Annotated in this window: 24 protein-coding genes; all 24 read left to right on the plus strand. The window is 68.0% G+C overall.

Annotation, left to right across the window (positions count from 1 at the left end):
• Positions 1 to 21 precede the first annotated feature (21 nt).
• The 24 genes from AC6UUM_RS04275 (at position 22) to AC6UUM_RS04390 (ending at position 16,275) form a co-directional block, all read left to right on the plus strand.
• A complete protein-coding gene (locus tag AC6UUM_RS04275; RefSeq protein WP_500804102.1) occupies positions 22 to 318 on the plus strand; it encodes a hypothetical protein in 297 nt (98 codons plus the stop codon).
• Positions 319 to 454: 136 nt separating this feature from the next.
• A complete protein-coding gene (locus tag AC6UUM_RS04280) occupies positions 455 to 955 on the plus strand; it encodes a hypothetical protein (protein WP_500804103.1) in 501 nt (166 codons plus the stop codon).
• Between the two features lie 124 nt (positions 956 to 1,079).
• A complete protein-coding gene (locus AC6UUM_RS04285) occupies positions 1,080 to 2,393 on the plus strand; it encodes a DNA-packaging protein (protein ID WP_500804104.1) in 1,314 nt (437 codons plus the stop codon).
• A 24-nt stretch (positions 2,394 to 2,417) separates the two neighbouring features.
• A complete protein-coding gene (locus tag AC6UUM_RS04290) occupies positions 2,418 to 3,545 on the plus strand; it encodes a phage portal protein (RefSeq protein WP_500804907.1) in 1,128 nt (375 codons plus the stop codon).
• Positions 3,542 to 3,847: a DUF6127 family protein gene (locus AC6UUM_RS04295; protein WP_500804105.1), complete on the plus strand. Its 306-nt coding sequence runs from the start codon at positions 3,542 to 3,544 to the stop codon at positions 3,845 to 3,847. Before AC6UUM_RS04290 ends, AC6UUM_RS04295 begins: the two co-directional genes overlap by 4 nt.
• A 29-nt stretch (positions 3,848 to 3,876) precedes the next feature.
• Complete coding sequence (locus tag AC6UUM_RS04300) at positions 3,877 to 4,272, plus strand: HK97 family phage prohead protease (protein WP_500804106.1); 396 nt, start codon at positions 3,877 to 3,879, stop codon at positions 4,270 to 4,272.
• Positions 4,259 to 5,239 (plus strand): phage major capsid protein, encoded by a 981-nt coding sequence (locus AC6UUM_RS04305; RefSeq protein WP_500804107.1) that lies wholly within the window; start codon positions 4,259 to 4,261, stop codon positions 5,237 to 5,239. Before AC6UUM_RS04300 ends, AC6UUM_RS04305 begins: the two co-directional genes overlap by 14 nt.
• A 63-nt stretch (positions 5,240 to 5,302) precedes the next feature.
• Entirely contained in the window at positions 5,303 to 5,905 is a 603-nt protein-coding gene (locus AC6UUM_RS04310) for a hypothetical protein (protein ID WP_500804108.1), read from the plus strand.
• A complete protein-coding gene (locus AC6UUM_RS04315) occupies positions 5,902 to 6,120 on the plus strand; it encodes a hypothetical protein (RefSeq protein WP_500804109.1) in 219 nt (72 codons plus the stop codon). The genes AC6UUM_RS04310 and AC6UUM_RS04315 overlap by 4 nt, the downstream gene beginning before the upstream one ends.
• Positions 6,120 to 8,804, plus strand: a complete 2,685-nt coding sequence (locus AC6UUM_RS04320; RefSeq protein ID WP_500804110.1) for a hypothetical protein — start codon at positions 6,120 to 6,122, stop codon at positions 8,802 to 8,804. The genes AC6UUM_RS04315 and AC6UUM_RS04320 overlap by 1 nt, the downstream gene beginning before the upstream one ends.
• Before the next feature lie 12 nt (positions 8,805 to 8,816).
• Entirely contained in the window at positions 8,817 to 8,996 is a 180-nt protein-coding gene (locus AC6UUM_RS04325; protein WP_500804111.1) for a hypothetical protein, read from the plus strand.
• Between the two features lie 24 nt (positions 8,997 to 9,020).
• Positions 9,021 to 9,389, plus strand: a complete 369-nt coding sequence (locus tag AC6UUM_RS04330) for a hypothetical protein (RefSeq protein ID WP_500804112.1) — start codon at positions 9,021 to 9,023, stop codon at positions 9,387 to 9,389.
• 56 nt (positions 9,390 to 9,445) lie between these two features.
• On the plus strand, positions 9,446 to 9,721 hold the full coding sequence (locus AC6UUM_RS04335; RefSeq protein WP_500804113.1) for a phage fiber-tail adaptor protein: 276 nt from the start codon (positions 9,446 to 9,448) through the stop codon (positions 9,719 to 9,721).
• A complete protein-coding gene (locus AC6UUM_RS04340; protein WP_500804114.1) occupies positions 9,721 to 10,245 on the plus strand; it encodes a head-tail connector protein in 525 nt (174 codons plus the stop codon). The genes AC6UUM_RS04335 and AC6UUM_RS04340 overlap by 1 nt, the downstream gene beginning before the upstream one ends.
• A 2-nt stretch (positions 10,246 to 10,247) precedes the next feature.
• Positions 10,248 to 10,589 (plus strand): head-tail adaptor protein, encoded by a 342-nt coding sequence (locus tag AC6UUM_RS04345; RefSeq protein ID WP_500804115.1) that lies wholly within the window; start codon positions 10,248 to 10,250, stop codon positions 10,587 to 10,589.
• Positions 10,586 to 10,828: a hypothetical protein gene (locus AC6UUM_RS04350; RefSeq protein ID WP_500804116.1), complete on the plus strand. Its 243-nt coding sequence runs from the start codon at positions 10,586 to 10,588 to the stop codon at positions 10,826 to 10,828. Before AC6UUM_RS04345 ends, AC6UUM_RS04350 begins: the two co-directional genes overlap by 4 nt.
• On the plus strand, positions 10,825 to 11,208 hold the full coding sequence (gp17, locus tag AC6UUM_RS04355) for a tail completion protein gp17 (protein WP_500804117.1): 384 nt from the start codon (positions 10,825 to 10,827) through the stop codon (positions 11,206 to 11,208). Before AC6UUM_RS04350 ends, gp17 begins: the two co-directional genes overlap by 4 nt.
• A gap of 11 nt (positions 11,209 to 11,219) precedes the next feature.
• A complete protein-coding gene (locus AC6UUM_RS04360; RefSeq protein WP_500804118.1) occupies positions 11,220 to 11,627 on the plus strand; it encodes a phage major tail protein, TP901-1 family in 408 nt (135 codons plus the stop codon).
• Positions 11,624 to 11,959: a GTA-gp10 family protein gene (locus AC6UUM_RS04365; protein WP_500804119.1), complete on the plus strand. Its 336-nt coding sequence runs from the start codon at positions 11,624 to 11,626 to the stop codon at positions 11,957 to 11,959. The genes AC6UUM_RS04360 and AC6UUM_RS04365 overlap by 4 nt, the downstream gene beginning before the upstream one ends.
• Positions 11,956 to 12,159, plus strand: a complete 204-nt coding sequence (locus AC6UUM_RS04370; RefSeq protein WP_500804120.1) for a phage tail assembly chaperone — start codon at positions 11,956 to 11,958, stop codon at positions 12,157 to 12,159. The genes AC6UUM_RS04365 and AC6UUM_RS04370 overlap by 4 nt, the downstream gene beginning before the upstream one ends.
• Positions 12,152 to 12,700: a tail tape measure protein gene (locus AC6UUM_RS04375; protein WP_500804121.1), complete on the plus strand. Its 549-nt coding sequence runs from the start codon at positions 12,152 to 12,154 to the stop codon at positions 12,698 to 12,700. Before AC6UUM_RS04370 ends, AC6UUM_RS04375 begins: the two co-directional genes overlap by 8 nt.
• Positions 12,700 to 15,045 (plus strand): phage distal tail protein, Rcc01695 family, encoded by a 2,346-nt coding sequence (locus AC6UUM_RS04380; protein WP_500804908.1) that lies wholly within the window; start codon positions 12,700 to 12,702, stop codon positions 15,043 to 15,045. The genes AC6UUM_RS04375 and AC6UUM_RS04380 overlap by 1 nt, the downstream gene beginning before the upstream one ends.
• Positions 15,038 to 15,838: a phage/gene transfer agent baseplate hub protein gene (locus AC6UUM_RS04385; RefSeq protein ID WP_500804122.1), complete on the plus strand. Its 801-nt coding sequence runs from the start codon at positions 15,038 to 15,040 to the stop codon at positions 15,836 to 15,838. Before AC6UUM_RS04380 ends, AC6UUM_RS04385 begins: the two co-directional genes overlap by 8 nt.
• Positions 15,838 to 16,275, plus strand: coding sequence for a hypothetical protein (locus AC6UUM_RS04390; protein ID WP_500804123.1), 438 nt, complete (start codon positions 15,838 to 15,840; stop codon positions 16,273 to 16,275). Before AC6UUM_RS04385 ends, AC6UUM_RS04390 begins: the two co-directional genes overlap by 1 nt.
• The last annotated feature ends 11 nt before the right edge of the window (positions 16,276 to 16,286 follow it).

The following is a 16,286-nucleotide window of genomic DNA, read 5'->3' on the forward strand; positions in this document are numbered from 1 at the left end:
TGCCTCAGAATGACCATGCCCATGATTCGACCGCTTGTGATGGCCGCCAGCCTTGGCCTTGCCACGTTGGGGCGGGCCCATGGCACGGAGCTGCCCGACGCGCCGGGCCGGCAACAGGTCATCACATCGTGCAGCCAGTGCCACAGTATCGACCTGCTCGCGCAGCGCCGTTCAGCCGACGACTGGTCGCAGATCGTCAGCCAGATGGTCGGGCAAGGCGCGAAGATGACTGACGAGCAGTTCCAGACGATCCTGGATTATCTTTCGACCCACATGACCCCTGCAAAGACCCCGCCGGCCGGCAAGGTGGGACAATAAGGCTGGCTCCGGCCGTACAGCCAGAAATAACCAAATAGGCACATTGTGCTTGACTAGCGTCACGCTTTGGGTTAGAGAAACGGCATGCCTGCGGAATCGCCCTGTAAGCGGCGGCGCCAGATCGGGGAGCCTCAACATGGCAATGGATATCGTGATGCGCGCCGGGCAGCCGGAGCGGCGGGGCGGGCATGCCTGTGACCGAAACGGCAGCGCCGTGGCGCGGCTTGCGGCGTTGGCGCCGGCCGTGGTCGCCGCGCCGCGCTTGCGGCGGAACAGCCGCAAGGCCCGGCAGGCGTTTCTGGATCATCTGATGCGCAGCGGCGATCCGGCGCTGGCAGCGGCGGAGACGGGGCTGGGCCTGTTGCAATTGTTCAAGCTGCGCGCCACCGACGCGGATTTCGCAGCGGATTGGCAGGCGGCGATCGGCTTTGCCTGGGAACGGGTGGAACATCGGGTGCTGGCCGGGTTGCTGGCGCAGGACGGCAGCGTGGACATCAAGCTGGCGCTGGCCATCATGGCGCGGCGCGATGCCGGCAATCCCCGGGTGCAGAGACCCAGCGTTGACAGTGCCAGTGTGGCCCGTGTGCGCGCCGAATTGCGGGCGCTGGCGGGGCCGGGTGCGGTGAAGCGCCAATAGTCGCCAAGCCTCCCGACAAGGGAGCAGCGCACATGAAGGGTGATTGATCGCTGCGGGTGCCGGGTGCGGTGCCGCGCGCGGGCCTTGGCGGCTGCCTGGCGACCGAAACGGGACACGCAGCGTCATGGTTGAACCCACCCCGGCAGCGGAATCGCTGCTGGAGCAATTTCGGGCGCAGACTCTGGCGCAGCGCCGGCGCCTGCTGGCGCGGCACGGCCAGGCTGCGTTGCTAGCCGGATTGACTGGCGCCGGGATGTTGCGGCCCGCCCAAGTGGCGCCGCCCGGCGATTGGGGGATCTGGGTGATCCTGGCCGGGCGCGGGTTCGGCAAGACCATGGCGGGGGCCGAATGGATTCATGGGCTTGCGGTGGCGGCGCCACGGCGCTTTGCGCTGGTGGCGCCCAGCCTGGATGTGGCGCGCGCGGTTATGGTGGAGGGGGAATCCGGGCTTCTGGCTCGCGTACCGCTCGATGCGGATCTGATCTGGCAGCCGAGCACCAAGCGGCTGATCTGGGGCAATGGCAGCGAGGCGCGGCTCTATTCCGGCGCGGAGCCGGATGCCTTGCGCGGCGGCCAGTTCGATTATGCCTGGGGCGATGAATTCGCGCACTGGTTGCACGGCGAGGATGCGGTGATGAATTTGCGGATGGCGACCCGGTTGGGCGCAGCGCCGCAAATGTTGCTGACAACAACGCCCTTGCCGCTGGGCTGGCTGAAGAATCTGCTGGCGGAACCCGGCGTGGTGACAACGCGCGGGGCGACGGCAGACAATGCGGCGAACCTGCCGCGCGGGTTTCTGGCGCGGCTGGAGCGGCGCTTTGGTGGCACGGTGACCGGGCGGCAAGAACTGGCCGGCGAGATTGTCGAGGATATGGACGGCGCGCTGTGGACGCGGGCGCTGATCGATCGGGCCCGCGTGCTGGCGCCGCCGGCACTGGTTCGGGTGGTGGTTGGTGTCGATCCGCCCGCCGGTGGTGGCACCTGCGGGATCGTGGTGGCGGCGCTGGGCAGTGATGGCAACGCCTATGTGCTGGATGATCGGAGCGTTTCGGCCGTTGCGCCGGGCCAATGGGCCCGCGCCGTGGTGGCCGCGGCCGATCGCTGGCAGGCCGACAAGGTGGTGGCGGAAGTGAACCAGGGCGGCACCATGGTGACAGCGATGCTGAAATCGGTGGAATCGACCCTGCCGGTGCTCGCGGTGCGGGCTGCGCGGGGCAAGGTGGCGCGGGCCGAGCCGGTGGCTGCGCTCTATGGCGAAGGCCGGGTGTGGCATGTCGGGGTGTTTCCGGCGCTGGAAGACGAGCTGTGCGGTTTGCTGAACGATGGCCGCTACGCCGGGCCGGGTCCGTCCCCGGATCGCGCCGATGCGGCGGTCTGGGCGCTTTCGGCGCTGATGCTGGGGCCACGCGTCATTGTGCCCGGTGTGCGGCAACTATGAACCAGAAAGGTTAGTGGGATGCGATTGCCGTTCTTGCGGACCAAGGCCGATGCGCGTGGGAGTGGCCCGCCCGCAGCGCGAATCCCGGCGTGGGCGACACCGCTTGGCGACACGGGCGGCGGTTATGCTGCTCAGGTGCGTGCAGCATTTCTTGCCAATCCGGTGGCGTCGCGCGCCATTCGATTGGTGGCCGAAGGGGCCGGCGGCGCGCCGATCACCAGCAATCCGCCGGGCCATCCGGCGCTGGCGCTGCTGGCCAGCTGCGGCTTTGGTGCGTCCGGGCCGGGGTTGATCGAAACGCTGGCCGGGCATCTGCTGCTGCACGGCAATGCCTATGTCGATGTGGCGGTTGGCGATGATGGCCTGCCGGGCGCGTTGTACGCGCTGCGCCCGGAACGGGTGAGCGTAGAGGTGGACGCCAACGGCTGGCCAGCGGCGCATGTCTACCGCGCCGGCGGGGCGCTGCGGCGCTATCCGGCAGGGTCAGGTGGTGGCCTGCTGCATATCCGCAGCTTCCATCCTCTGGATGATCATCATGGTGCCGGTTGCCTGGCGCCCGCAGCGGGCGCGGTGGCGGTGCACAATGCGGCCAACCGCTGGAATCAGGCGCTGCTTGATAATGCGGCGCGGCCATCGGGCGCTCTCGTGTACCAGCCTGGTGATGGATCGACGCTAAGCCCGGCGCAATATGAGCGGCTGCGCAGCGAAATGGAGGCCGCGTTCAGCGGCGCAGCCAATGCTGGCCGGCCGATGCTGCTGGAAGGTGGGCTCAACTGGCAGGCGCTCAGCCTGTCGCCGGCCGAAATGGATTTTGCCGGCATGCGCGAGGCGGCAGCGCGCGATATCGCGCTGGCGCTGGGCGTGCCGCCGCTGCTGCTGGGCATGAAGGGTGACAACACACACGCCAATTATCGGGAGGCCAATGTCGCGCTGTGGCGGCTGACCTTGTTACCGCTGCTGGGCCGTGTGCTCGGCGCGCTGGCCGCCCATCTGGGCTGGTGGTGGCCTGGGCTGGCGTTGAGTGTGGACCTGGATGGCATCACGGCCTTGGCCGAGGACCGCGAGCGGCTGTGGGCCAGCGTCAGCGCGGCGGACTTTCTCGAAAGCTCTGAAAAACGGCGCATTCTTGGCTTGGAAGGGGATATGGCATGACGGGCATCCTGGAAGGGCTGGTGGCGCAAGCCGAAGCCCAAGGCGCGGCGCGGGTGACACTGCAGGCAATCATCGAGGAAGCGGCCGAGACCGGTGCCGCGCGCGCGCTGCGCAGCATCGGGCTGATGGACGACGGCGCCGGCGGTGACATCAAGGAATTGCGCCAGCTGGTGCAGGGCTGGCGCGATGTGAAGAGCTCCGCGCTGAAAAGCCTTGTCGGCTGGGTGGTGCGTTCTGTGGTGGCGCTATTGCTGTTCGGGCTGGCGTTCAAGTTGGGGCTGGTGCGCGGGGAACGGCCATGAGGGCGCTTCGTCTCGCTGGCTATGCCAGCGTGTTCGATGTGGCCGATCGCGGCGGCGATGTAGTGGCGCGCGGCGCCTTTGCCGATGCGACCGCGCCGATTCCGCTGCTGTGGCAGCATCTGCCCGGTGAACCAATCGGCTTCGTTGAAGCTCTTGCCGAAGATCAACGCGGTCTGCGCATCACGGCACAGATCGTCGGCACCGGCCGCGGCGCAGATGCCGCGGCGCTGGTGAAGGCCGGCGCCATCACAGGATTGAGTTTTGGTTACCGGGTGAAAGCCGCAAGCCCCACTCGCTCAGGAAACAGGAGCGGTCGGCGGCTGGAGCGACTGGAGCTGGTTGAAGTGTCGCTGGTGACCTTCCCGATGCAGCGGGAGGCCCAGGTTTTGGGTTGGCAAGAGGAGAATGACGATGCTGGAACTTAAGTCTGAAGGCCTGACGGCCCTGTTCGAGACGGCCGAAACCATCACCCGCCCGGCGCTGGAGGCCAAGGCCGCCACGATCGCTGCGCCGGCCAAGGGCGGGCTGGCGGTGCCGCGCGAGATCGATGACGTGATCGGCCGGGTGCTGGCCGCTGCCTCACCCATCCGCGCCATTGCGCAAGTGGTGGAGGTGGGTTCGGCCAATTACCGCCGGCTGTTCACCACCAGCGGCGTGGTATCGGGCTGGGTGGCGGAAACTGCAGGCCGGCCCGAAACCGAAACGCCGGACTTTGCCGAAATCGCACCGCCGATGGGTGAGCTTTACGCCAATCCGGCGGCCAGCCAGGCGATGCTGGATGATGCCAGTTTCGACGTGGAAAACTGGCTGGGCGAGGAAATCGGCCGCGAATTCGCGCGTGCCGAAGGTGTGGCGTTCGTCTCCGGCGATGGCGTCAACAAGCCGCGCGGCTTCCTGACCGCACCGGTCGCCGCTACCGCCGATGCGGCCCGTGCATTCGGTACCTTGCAGTTCGTGACCTCCGGCGCGGCGGGAAGTTTTGCCGCGTCCAATCCGCAGGATCGGTTGATCGATCTGGTGCACGCCTTGGCCAGCCCTTATCGTCAGGGCGCGGTGTGGGTGATGAACAGCGCCACGCTGGCGCGCATCCGCAAGTTCAAGACCAGCGATGGCGCCTTCATCTGGCAGCCGGGCCTGGGACCGGACCAGCCGCAGACGCTGCTGGGCTATCGCGTGGTCGAGGTCGATGCGATGCCGGACGTTGCGGCAGACAGCCTGTCGATCGGCTTCGGCAATTTCCAGGCCGGCTATCTGATCGCCCAGCGCGCCGAGACCACGGTGCTGAAGGACCCCTACAGCAACAAGCCCTATGTGCATTTCTATGCGACGCGGCGTGTGGGTGGGGCGGTCCTCGACAGCCGCGCCATCAAGTTGATGCGCTTTTCCGCCTGATTCCATCCGCCTGAGTCAAGCCAGGGGGGCCGGCCGCGTGCCGGCCCCACAGTGGAGATCACCATGCCTGACAATGTGACGGCGCCGGCCATTGGCTTGGCGTTTGCAACCGATGAACTGGCCGGCGTGCATTGGCCCTATGCCAAGCTGGCGTTTGGCGCGGATGGCGCAGCGATGGTTGTTGCCGACAGCGCCGGCGCGCGGCTGCCGGTGCAGATCGGCGGCACGCTGCCGGCCTTTGCGGCAACGCCAACCGTCGCGCTGGACGCGCCCACCTTGGCGGCGCTTGAAAACACCACAGTCACGATCGGTGCGGCGCTGCCGGCCGGCACCAACAATATCGGCGATGTCGATGTGTTGACGGTGCCGTCGGTGGCCAGCACGACGCGCGCCTATGATTTTGCCGCGGGCCAGCGCCTGACCACCAGCGGCGCGGGTGCGCAGCGGTCAACGGCTGTCTCCACCGCCGAAGTGCTGCTGCATGCATCCGTGCGTGGATTCATCCGGGTGGGAGACAATAGCGTGACCGCCGCCGTTGGCGCCGGATCGATTCCCTTGGCCGCCGACGAGAAATTCCATCTGCGTATCACTAGCGGCCAGTTCATCAGCTTCGTCCGCGACGGTGCAACCGATGGCAGCCTGTCGATCATGCCGGTGGCACCATGATGTTCATCGGCGGCGGCGTGGGCGGCGTCGGGCGGATTGGCGGCGGTGCGCGTCGGGCGGCGTCTGGCGCGCCCGACTTCAGCCTGTCAGCCACCAGTGTTACGACCCAGTGGAGCACTGTTGCCATCGGTGATCTGATTCTTTCCAACGCGCCTGCCGGCGTCACCTTTCGCTTGGTGAATGAACCGGCCGGCCTGGCTGTGGTGAACGGCTGATGGCGATCCGCATCAAAGCCATTTCGGCGACCGATCTGCGGCCCGCCAGCGCCATCACCAAGCGCAACTTCACCACGGCGATCACCGTGGCGGGGACGGCGGGCAAGGCCGTGGGCTTTGCCCAGCTATGCTTTGTGCGGCTGCCGTCGTCTGGCTTCACCAACGGTGGGGCCTATCCGCTATGGGGTCATGACGCCACAGGCAGCGGCGCTTTCACTGGGGGTAATGACAGCGCCTTGTCTGTAGGCGGCAACAATGCTGGTCTGGGCGCGCTGCAACTGCGACCGCGCATCAATGCCAGATCAACCAATATCAGCGCCTACGCCGCCGCCGCGCAGGATTTCACCAGCGTTTCGGCGCTCACCGCCAACGGCAGTGATGTCTATTTGCTGGCCTATGGCGTGCAGAACACCGGCACCGATGCTGCCCCGGTCTGGCAGGGCTGGGCGGCGCGGGTGCAAGTGGGCGGTGGGGCATCAAGCCAGGTCATCGCCACGCCACTGACGGCAGGCTATATCAGCGCCACCGGTGGCATTTTGCTGTCGCAGATTTTCAACAGCCGGCCGGCAGGGAGCACTGTGCGCTCGCCGGTCAATCTGGCGATGGAGAACTTCGCCCACATCAAAGGTGATTTTCCGTGGGACACCACCAACAACCGCCCGCACCATGATGCGCTGCTGGCGCTTGCGGCGGGTGCGGGCGCTCCGACTACGCTGCACAGCTATGCCAGCCTGATCGCCGCGCAGAATGCCGGTACGCTGGGCTATGCCAATCTGCGCAGTGCCGCGAAGGCCGATTTGGCGTTCTGGTGGACTCTGTCCGGCCTCAGTACCGGCCTCGCCAACAACGGCACTGATGGCATCAACGCGCTGGTGGCCACCAACTGGAACAGCCTGACAGACGGGTTGGAAGATGTCGGCTCCATCACTCCGGTCCACTGGACGCCCAATCCGACGATCACCGAACCGGCGGTGAAGTTCCACGGCGGGCGCGGCGCGCGACCGTTCACCATTGGCGGCACCTACCAGGCCGGAACCACGGCGATGCAGCGCCGCTGGGTGCTGGCGGGCACCAACACGCCGGTTTCGGGCTTTGACTGGGCAGCGGTCGGCACGTTTGGCAGCGGCACTTGGAGCACGACCGACACGCTGCCGGTGGGCGTGTTCGATCTGCACGTGCGTGACACCAATGATGTCAGCCGCAGCACAACCATGACGGATTTCCTCGTCGGGACCGCAGTGCTGCATCACGGCCAATCAGGCATGGAACTGGCGATCTCGCACATCAGCGGGCCGGGCACCAACTTTCTGGGACTCAGCGTGGCCGGCGGCGCGCAAGGCTTGCTAGTGAAGCTGACCAATCAAACGGCAGGCGTGGCGGCCACCTACGCGCAGCCGACAATGGTGCAAACGCGCTTGCTCAGCAACGCCACCCCGGCCGTGGGGCATGGCATGGTGGCGTTGCTGAACGAATGGAATACCGCCAACCCCGGTCATCCGTTGCTGATTATCAACATGGCAATCAACGGCACGGCGATGGCGGATTGGGCCAACAACGCCACAGCCTATCAGGCCGGCGTGACGGGCCACAGCAGTTTCCAGTTCATGGGCACCATCGGACAGGTGGCTGGCGCGGCCGGTGGCAACAACAGCGGCGTGGTCGAAACCTATGCTGCGGCAGTCGGGCGCTATGTTGATCTGCACGCCATCATGTGGACGCCGGGAATGAGCAGCGTCGCCAGCGGGGTCGGCAGCCGGGCGCTGTATCGCAGCGGCGTGGACGACCGATTCAGCAACGCGGCTTCCGCACCGTGGATTGTGTTTCCGCCGTGGCGCGGCCACCGCAGCGCGAGCGATACCAGTGGGGCCGTGGCCAAGCGCGCCGAGCATGTCGCCTTTGTGGCGGAGTTGGGCAGTCGAGGCATTCTTGGCCCCTATTGGCCCGATGCGGTGATGGACGGCAACCCGCAGCCCGCCACCAGCAGTGGCGGCGGCAGCTTACATGCCGCCTACCACAGCAGCGCGACGGCCGGCACGGGCGGCAGCCCGGTAAGCGATCAGAACCAGGTTGCGCAGGCGCGATTGGGGCGGGGATTGGGGCGGGGGGCGGCCTGGGCGTTTGACCGCACCATCAAGGCCCACGGCCCGCGCGTGGTGGCGGCCTGGTTCCGCGACGATGCCCGCACCGTGATCGAGATCGAACTCGGTCGTGCCGTGCGGACGCTGAACGGCGCGAGCATCGGCAACCAGTTCTGGGTGAGCACCGATGGCGGTGTGACGTTCGCCAAGACGGGCTTCACAGTCGCGCTGGCATCCAGCGCGACCCGCGCCGTGCTGACCAGTACCGGCGGCGCATGGCCGGCGAGCAACGTGCGTGTCGATTACGCCCGCGCCTGGCCGTTCAGCCCGGCCGATGGCGACCTTGATGAAACGCTGACCGAACGCAAGCTGGATGGGCTGCTCTATGATGACCAGACCTATCGCGGCGGCGTGAATCTGGCCACACCCGCCGGCAACCCGCTGGCCAGCGCCAACGGGTCAGGTGTGGCCGTCACCGCGCGCGGCACGGCCAAGTTGCTGGCCACCGAGCGGTGGACGGGCACCCGCAACGTGACGGTGCAGATGATCGCCGCCGATGGCGTGACGGTGCTGCGCGAAAAGACGCTGGCGATCACGGCAAGCTGAGGGAGCCTGGGCATGATCCTGACGCATAGGCTGGTGCTGCTGTCGGCTGCGCCGGCGTTGGTGGTGCCACAGGCAGTGGCGCTGTCGATCACCGATGGCGGCGCGCAGGTTTTCCCGCCCCGTCGTCCGGCGGTGCTGCTGCCTGCGTTGCTGGTGCTCGCCCGACGAACGCTGGCGGTGCGCGGCGATTGATTGATCCAATCTGGGAGGGTGTTCATGGCGCGATTTGCAGCCCAGCCGGTGCTCGATGCCGGCCTCGATGTGCTGGCCAGTGCAGATGCGCTGGTGGTGTTGGCAGGACAACCGGCTGATTTCACCGCCGCCATGGCGGCGCCACTGGCCACAGCCGCATTGCGGCCGGCGGATTTTGCCAAGGCCGCTGCGCCGGGCGGCGGCCGGCAACTGACCGTGGCGGCAGGCGAAGGCCTGGTGGCCCTGGCCACTGGCACGGCCGATCATGTTGCCCTGGTCGATGGAGCGGGCGGGCGGCTGCTTTATGTCACCACCTGTCCGCCGCAGCCGGTGCTGGCTGGCGGTGCGGTCAATGTGGCGGCGTGGACGGTGACGGCGGCAGCGCCGGTGTGACGTTGTCGCGTCGCGCCACCGAATAGCGAAAGGCCCCAACGCGAAAGGCCCCTGTGATGACTTTGTTTCTGAAAGACCCCGGCGCGGTGGTCGACCATGCGGTTGATTGGGACGCTGGCTATCTGGCTGGTCGCGCCATCGTCACATCCGTTTGGAGCGTGCTGCCGGCAGCTGGGCTGACGCTGGCGGGCGCCCGCATCGATGCCGGGCGGACTGCGATCACGCTCGGCGGCGGCACGGCAGGCCAGATCTGCAGGGTGACCAATCGCGTGACCCTGAACGACGGCAGCAGCGATGAACGCACACTGGTTGTGCGGGTGGAGGAACGGTGATGGCCATAGCGTTGGAAGCCGGGCCGCTGGTTGTGGGCCTTGCCGAGTGCAAGGCGGCGCTTCGGCTGGATCGTGATGATGAGGATGCGGTTGTCGCCGGCCATATTCGCGCCGCCATGGGCCTGTGCGAGGCCTTCATCGGCCAATGGCTGATCGCGCGCGAAGGCGAGCAGATGCTGGTGGCCGATCTGGCCTGGCAGCGGCTGCGCGCGCCGCCCTGTGTGGCGATCTCGGGCGTTTATGCTGGTGCAGCGTCACTGCCGGATGCGGACTGGCAAGGCGATATCGCCGCCGATGGTACAGGCTGGGTGCGGCTGGTGCGCCTGCCGGAACAGCGCAGCATGGTGCGGTTCCGCGCCGGGCTGGCCGAGGATTGGAACGGCGTGCCGGAGCCCTTGCGGGCCGGGATCGTGCGGCTGGTCAGCCATTTGTTCAGCCATCGCGATGCGGCCGACGCCGGCCCGCCACCGGCCGCTGTCGCAGCGCTGTGGCGGCCGTGGCGGCGCATGAGCCTGGGGGGTTGAGCATGGCTGAGATGGCGCGGGAAGTTTCTGGCCGGCTGGCCGAGGCTGTGGTGATCGAACGCTGGCAGCCGGCACGCGATGAGATCGGCGATGATGCGGGGGCGTGGATCAGGCTTGGCCGGGCGCATGCCGAACTGCGTGTTGAAAGTCCATTGGCTGCGGCCGAGGGCGGTGAGGCGGCGCGCACGCGGCAGCGCTGGCGGGTGCTGCTGCGTGATTCCGACGATCTGGGGCTTGATGTGCGGCTGCGTTGGCGCGGAGCCAGCCTCTCCGTGCTGGCGGTGGCGCGCGATCCGGCCATGCCGGGGCTCGCGACACTATTGTGCGAAGGGCGCGCGCCATGATGGGTGATGCAGCGGCGACGCTGTTGAGACGGCGCCTGCCGGGGCTCGCCGCGGCGGCGGTGGCGCGGTTGGGCGCGCGGGTGGCGCGGCGCTGGGCGGGGCAAGGTGTGGTGAGCCGCGATGGCGATAGTGTGCGGTTGCTGGGGCCTGGCCTGCAACAGTGGCGGTATGGCAGCCGGAGCCGGGTGGCTGATGCCGGGCTGATGTGGCCGGGGATCGATCGGGGAGATGGACCATGAGCGCCAGCCTGGCGGTGCAGAAGGCCGTGGTGGCGGCGCTCGTCGATCTGCCGGGGCTTAACGGTGTCTTCGATGGCCCGCCGGCCGAAGCTGCGGCCCCCTATGCCGTGATCGGCCCCGATCTGGTCAGCGACTGGAGCAGCAAGACCGAGACCGGCCACAACACGCGCCTGGCAGTGACAATCTGGGATGATCGTCCCGGCGCGGCGCGGCTGCGCGCGCTGGTGGGGATGGCCGAAGCGCGGCTGCGCGGGTTGACCGGGGTGCGCGATGGCCAGCGCATCGTGCTGGTCAATCTGCTGCGCACTGGTGTTGGCGCGCCGCAGGATGGCTGGCGACCGGGCAGCATCGAAATCCGCGTGTTCACGCACGCACTTTAGGAGCAATCAGCATGGCAATGGAAAAGGGCGCCGCTTTCCTGTTGAAGGTCGGCAATGGCGCAGTGCCGCCGGTGTTCGTCACGGTGGCAGGCCTGCGCACGACGCAATTGACGCTGGCCACCGAAAGCGTGGTGGTGACCAACCAGGGATCGGGCGGCTGGCGGGAGCTGTTGTCGGGCGCCGGCGTGCGATCGGTGTCGCTGTCCGGATCAGGCGTGTTCACCGGATCGAGCGCCGAAACCCGGGTGAAGGCCAGCGCGCTGGCCGGGGTGATCGATGATTATCAGGTGCAGTTTGAAAGCGGCGAGACGATCACCGGGCGCTTCCAGATCAGTCGGCTGGATTATGCCGGCGATTTCAATGGGGAACGCACCTACAGCCTGGCGCTGGAAAGCAGCGGCCCCGTGGTGGCGGCGTGAGGAGCGACGCCGTCAGCGGCGTGACAGCCAACGCAGTGCCCAATGTCATCAGGGGCGAAGCCGCGCTGGTGATCGGCGGCGAGCGGCTGCAGCTGCGGCCGACATTTGCCGCACTGGTGGCGGCCGAGGCCGAGCTGGGGCCGTTGTTTGCTCTGTGTGAACGCGCCGCGGCGGGGCAGCTGACACTGGCCGAACTGGTCGGGCTGTTCTGGCATTGCCTGGCGCAGCCGCGCGATCGCGGCGCCTTTGCCGACGCGCTGGTGGCCGGTGGGTTGGTGAATGCGGCGCCGGCGCTGAGGGTGCTGCTGGGCCAGATATTGGCGGGACGATGATGATTGCCCCCCTGGATTTTTCGGGCGCCGCGCGGCGGGCAGCGCATGTCGCGGCGGCCGTGCTGGGCTGGCGGCCGGGCGAGTTCTGGGCGGCGACGCCGGCGGAACTGGTGACGGCGCTTGGCCTGGATGAAAAGCCCCTGGCCCCGGCCGATGCAACCAAACTTGCGGCCTTGATGGAGGCATTCCCCGATGGATGATGTGGATGAGCTGGTGGTGAAGTTGCGTGCCGATACCGGCGGCTTTCTGGCCGGGGTTGGTGAAGTGCAGCGCACCCTCGATGGCCCGCTGGCGGCCGGTCTGAACCGCGCCGGTGCCGGGCTCAGCCGCTCGCTGAGCCGCGCACTGGCCGATGGCAAATTGGGTTTTGATGATCTGCGCCGGATCGGTGTTTCGGTGCTGGGCGATATTGCGAGCCAAGCGCTGAAGCTGGATTTCGGAGCGATCTTCGGCGGGAGCGGCAGCGGCGGCCTCATCGGCGGGCTGCTCGGCCTGCCGGGGCGCGCCACCGGCGGTTCGGTGAGCGCTGGGCGGGCCTATATGGTCGGTGAGCGCGGGCCGGAGCTGTTCGTGCCGACGGCAGCCGGCCGGGTGGAGGCCAATGGCAGCAGCGGCGCGCGGCCAGTCAACATCACGGTGAATGTCGCGGCGCCGCGTGACGCTGGGCCGGCCGTGATGCAGCAGACCGGCAACCAGGTGGCGCGCGCCGTGGCGCGTGCGTTGGAAAAGGTGCGGCCATGATGCGCTGGTGGCTGGCCAGTGCCGCCGATCAGGGCGCCACGCGTTGCGTCCGGCGGTTTGATCCGCGCTGGTGGCTGGTGGATTTTCCGCGCCCGATGATGGCAAGCGTGGTCACGGAAGGCGCGGAGACGGTGACAGTGGCGCTGGAATTCCAGCGCCGGGGCGATCTGGCCGGGTTGATCTGGGAATCGGCCGATCGCTGGAGCCACAAATTATGTGCGCTGGAAACGCGCCGCGATTATCGCGGGCTGCTATGGCGGTTTCGCTGGCAATCCAGCGGCGATATGTTGCCGCTGGATGCGGTCAACGGCCCGGTGCTCACCATCGAAGGGCGCGATGCCGATGGCTTGCCCCGCACCTGGTATGTGCGGTTGTGGAACTATGCCATCGGCACACCCACCGATGCCGAGATCAGCCTGGATTTCGATGACCTGGCCAGCGGTTTCCTGCTGCCGGCTGAGGCCGTTCCGGTGTGGGCCGGCGATATCGACCGGCTGTTCATCAGCCTGGTGCCAACCGGCTATGATGGCAGCGATGCGCCGCTGGCCGCGGTGGCGCACGCCGAGGTGCGGCTGACAACACTGGCCGTGGATGGTGCGGGCGCGGTTCTCAAAGCCGGCCGGCCGTCGCTGCCGCCGCATGATTGGCGGCTGTGTACCGCCTATGACGATCTCTACAATCAGACGCCCGAACGAATTCTGGATCAGGCGCTGCTGCTCGGTTGGCGCGGGGCCATTATCCATTATCTGGGGATGAGCCATTTCATGGCGCTCCACCCCGAAGGCGGTGCCTATCTGGTCGATCCGGCACGGCCGCTTTGTGGGCCGGCATTGGCTTGGCACACGGATTTCCTGGCCCGCGCCCACGCGCTGGGCTTTGCACCGATCCTGTCGCTGTCGATGGAGTTGTTTGCGGCGCATTGCCCGGCCGACTGGGCGCAGCGCGACAGCGATGGCAACATCGGGTTGACCGGTTGGGTGCCACCGTCGGCGCTACTATCGCCGTGCAGCGCGGCGGCGCAAGACTGGCTGCGCAGCGTGGTGGGCGCGGCGGTGGCACTGGTGCCGGCAGGCATGGGGCCGGCCTTTCAGGTGGGGGAGCCGTGGTGGTGGGTCGGCCCGGATGCACGGCCCTGCCTTTATGATGCCGCCACCACCGCGCGCTGGCAGGCTGAAACCGGGCAGCCGCCGCCGGCCATCGCCGATATCAGGGGCGCAAAATCACCGGCCGAGCAGGCCTATCTGGATTGGTGCGGGGCACGGCTGGCCGAAGCGACTGCCGGCATGGTCAGCGCGGCGCGCGCGTTGGCGCCCGATGTGCGCACGCATCTGCTTTTCTATGCGCCTCAGGTGCTGCTCGATGATCGCCCCGATCTGGCGCGCGCCAATCTGCCGGCGGCCTGGGCGTACCCGGCCTTCGACGTGTTGCAGCTTGAAGACTATACATTCGTCACCAGCGCCAACCAGGCTGGGCAGGTGCGCGCGCGCAGCGCGGTGAACGCGCGCCTCGCCTATCCGCTATCGAGCCAGCATTATCTGGCGGGCTTTGTGCTGAACGTTGCTGATGCGCCGGCGCAGTGGCCGTTGATTTCGGCCGCAGCCGCACAGTCAGCCGCCGCTGAAATCTTCATCTGGGCCTGGCCGCAGGTGGCGCGCGACGGTTTCACGCCTTTCACCCTTGCCTATGGAGACGAGGCCATGCCGGCGTTCCACGATGTGCGCTTTCCCCTGCAACTCGGCTTCGGGGCGGCGGGCGGCCCGGCCTTTTCCACGCAGGTGGTGGTGACGGGATCGGGCGCGGAGCAGCGCAATGCCGAGTGGGCCGATGCGCGGCTGGAATATGATGCCGGGCTCGGGGTGCGATCCGAAGCGGATCTGGCGCAGCTGCTGGCCTTTTTCCGGGCCAGACGCGGCCAGGCACACGGTTTCCGCTTCCTGGATCCGCTCGACAACAGCTCGGCGGCCGACGGCGGCGATCCGGCGGCGACCGATCAACCGCTGGGCAGCGGCGATGGCGCCACCACCCGTTTTGCGCTGGTCAAACTTTATGGCGATGATGGCCTGGCCGATGACCCGCCGCAGCGCCGCCGCATCACCCGGCCGTGGCCCGGATCGGTCGTGGTGGCCGTCAACGGCGTGGCACAATCCGGGTGGACGCTGCAGGCCGGCGGCCACATCGATTTTGCAGCGCCGCCCCCGGGCGGCGCGGTGGTGACCGCCGGGTATCGCTTTGACGTGCCGGTGCGCTTCGCCAGCGATCGGCTGGTCGTATCGATCGCTGGCTGGCGCGCGGGCGAACTGCCCGGCGTGCCGTTGATCGAACTGCGCGAGGATGGCGATGCTTGACGCTGAACTCACCCATCTGGCCCTGTGCTGGCGCCTGGTCCGCCGCGATGGCGTGGCTTTGGGCTTCACCAGCCACGATCGGCCGTTGCAGTTTGATGGCCTGTTGCATCAGGCGCGTCCGGGCATGACGCCATCGGCCGTGGTGCTGGGCGACGGGCTGGAGGCCGACGCCATGGAGGTGGCGGGCGCGTTGTCGGCCGGGGCGCTCACCGCCGCCGATCTCTTGGCCGGCCGCTGGGATGGTGCGCGGCTTCAGCTGCTGCTCGTTGATTGGCGTGACCCCGGCGCTGGCCGTCACAGCCTCGCCGCGGGCACGCTGGGCGAGGTGACGGTGGGCGACGGCGCCGATGCCGGATTCACCGCTGAACTGGTTGGCCCCGGCGCCGCGCTGGCGGCCAGTGCCGTCGAAACCTGCTCGCCGGAATGCCGTGCCGAGCTGGGCGACGCGCGCTGCCGGGTCAGCCTGCGCGGGCGTGAGCGGATCGTGACATTGGCTGGCACCCAGCCCGATCGCGTGCGCGCCGATGGCATCGTGGCCGGCGATCAGGCTCAGGGCACGCTGCTGGTGCTGGATGGCCCGGCGGCCGGGTTGGAACGCCGACTGATTGCCGATGATGATGGCTGGCTGCTGCTCGACGAACCACTTGGGTTGGCCACCGGCACGCGTGCGCTGCTGCGGGAGGGGTGTGACAAGCGCTTTGCCACCTGCCGCGACCGGTTTGGCAACGCGGTCAATTTCCGCGGCGAACCGCATGTGCCGGGCGCCGATCTGCTTACCCGGTATCAGCTGTGATGCGTGCGCCCGCAAACCTCTCCCGCCGCCGCCGCGCGGCGCTGGTCGCGGCCCGCGCTGGCCTTGGCACGCGCTTCCGCCCGCAGGGCCGTGTGTCCGGCCTGGGCCTGGATTGCATCGGTGTCGCGCTGCTGGCGGCGGCGGGTGCGGGTGTCATGCTGCCGGCGTTGCCGGCCTATGCACTGGGCGGCGATCATGGCGTGTTGCTGGCCGCCACCTGCCGCGCGCTCGGCTTGCGCCGGGTGCGGGGCGGGATGCAGCGCGCCAGGCCGGGCGATCTGATCGAATATCGCCTCGCCGCCGGCCACCGCCATCTCGCGGTGATGAGCGATACCGGCATCATTCACGCCCACGCCGGGCTGGGACGCGTGGTGGAAGGCCCGGCACCAGATGATTGGGCCGTGGTGGCGGCCTGGGCCTTTCCCGGCGTTCGTTGAAGGAGGCGTTT

Source organism: Sandarakinorhabdus sp., from assembly GCF_987265915.1.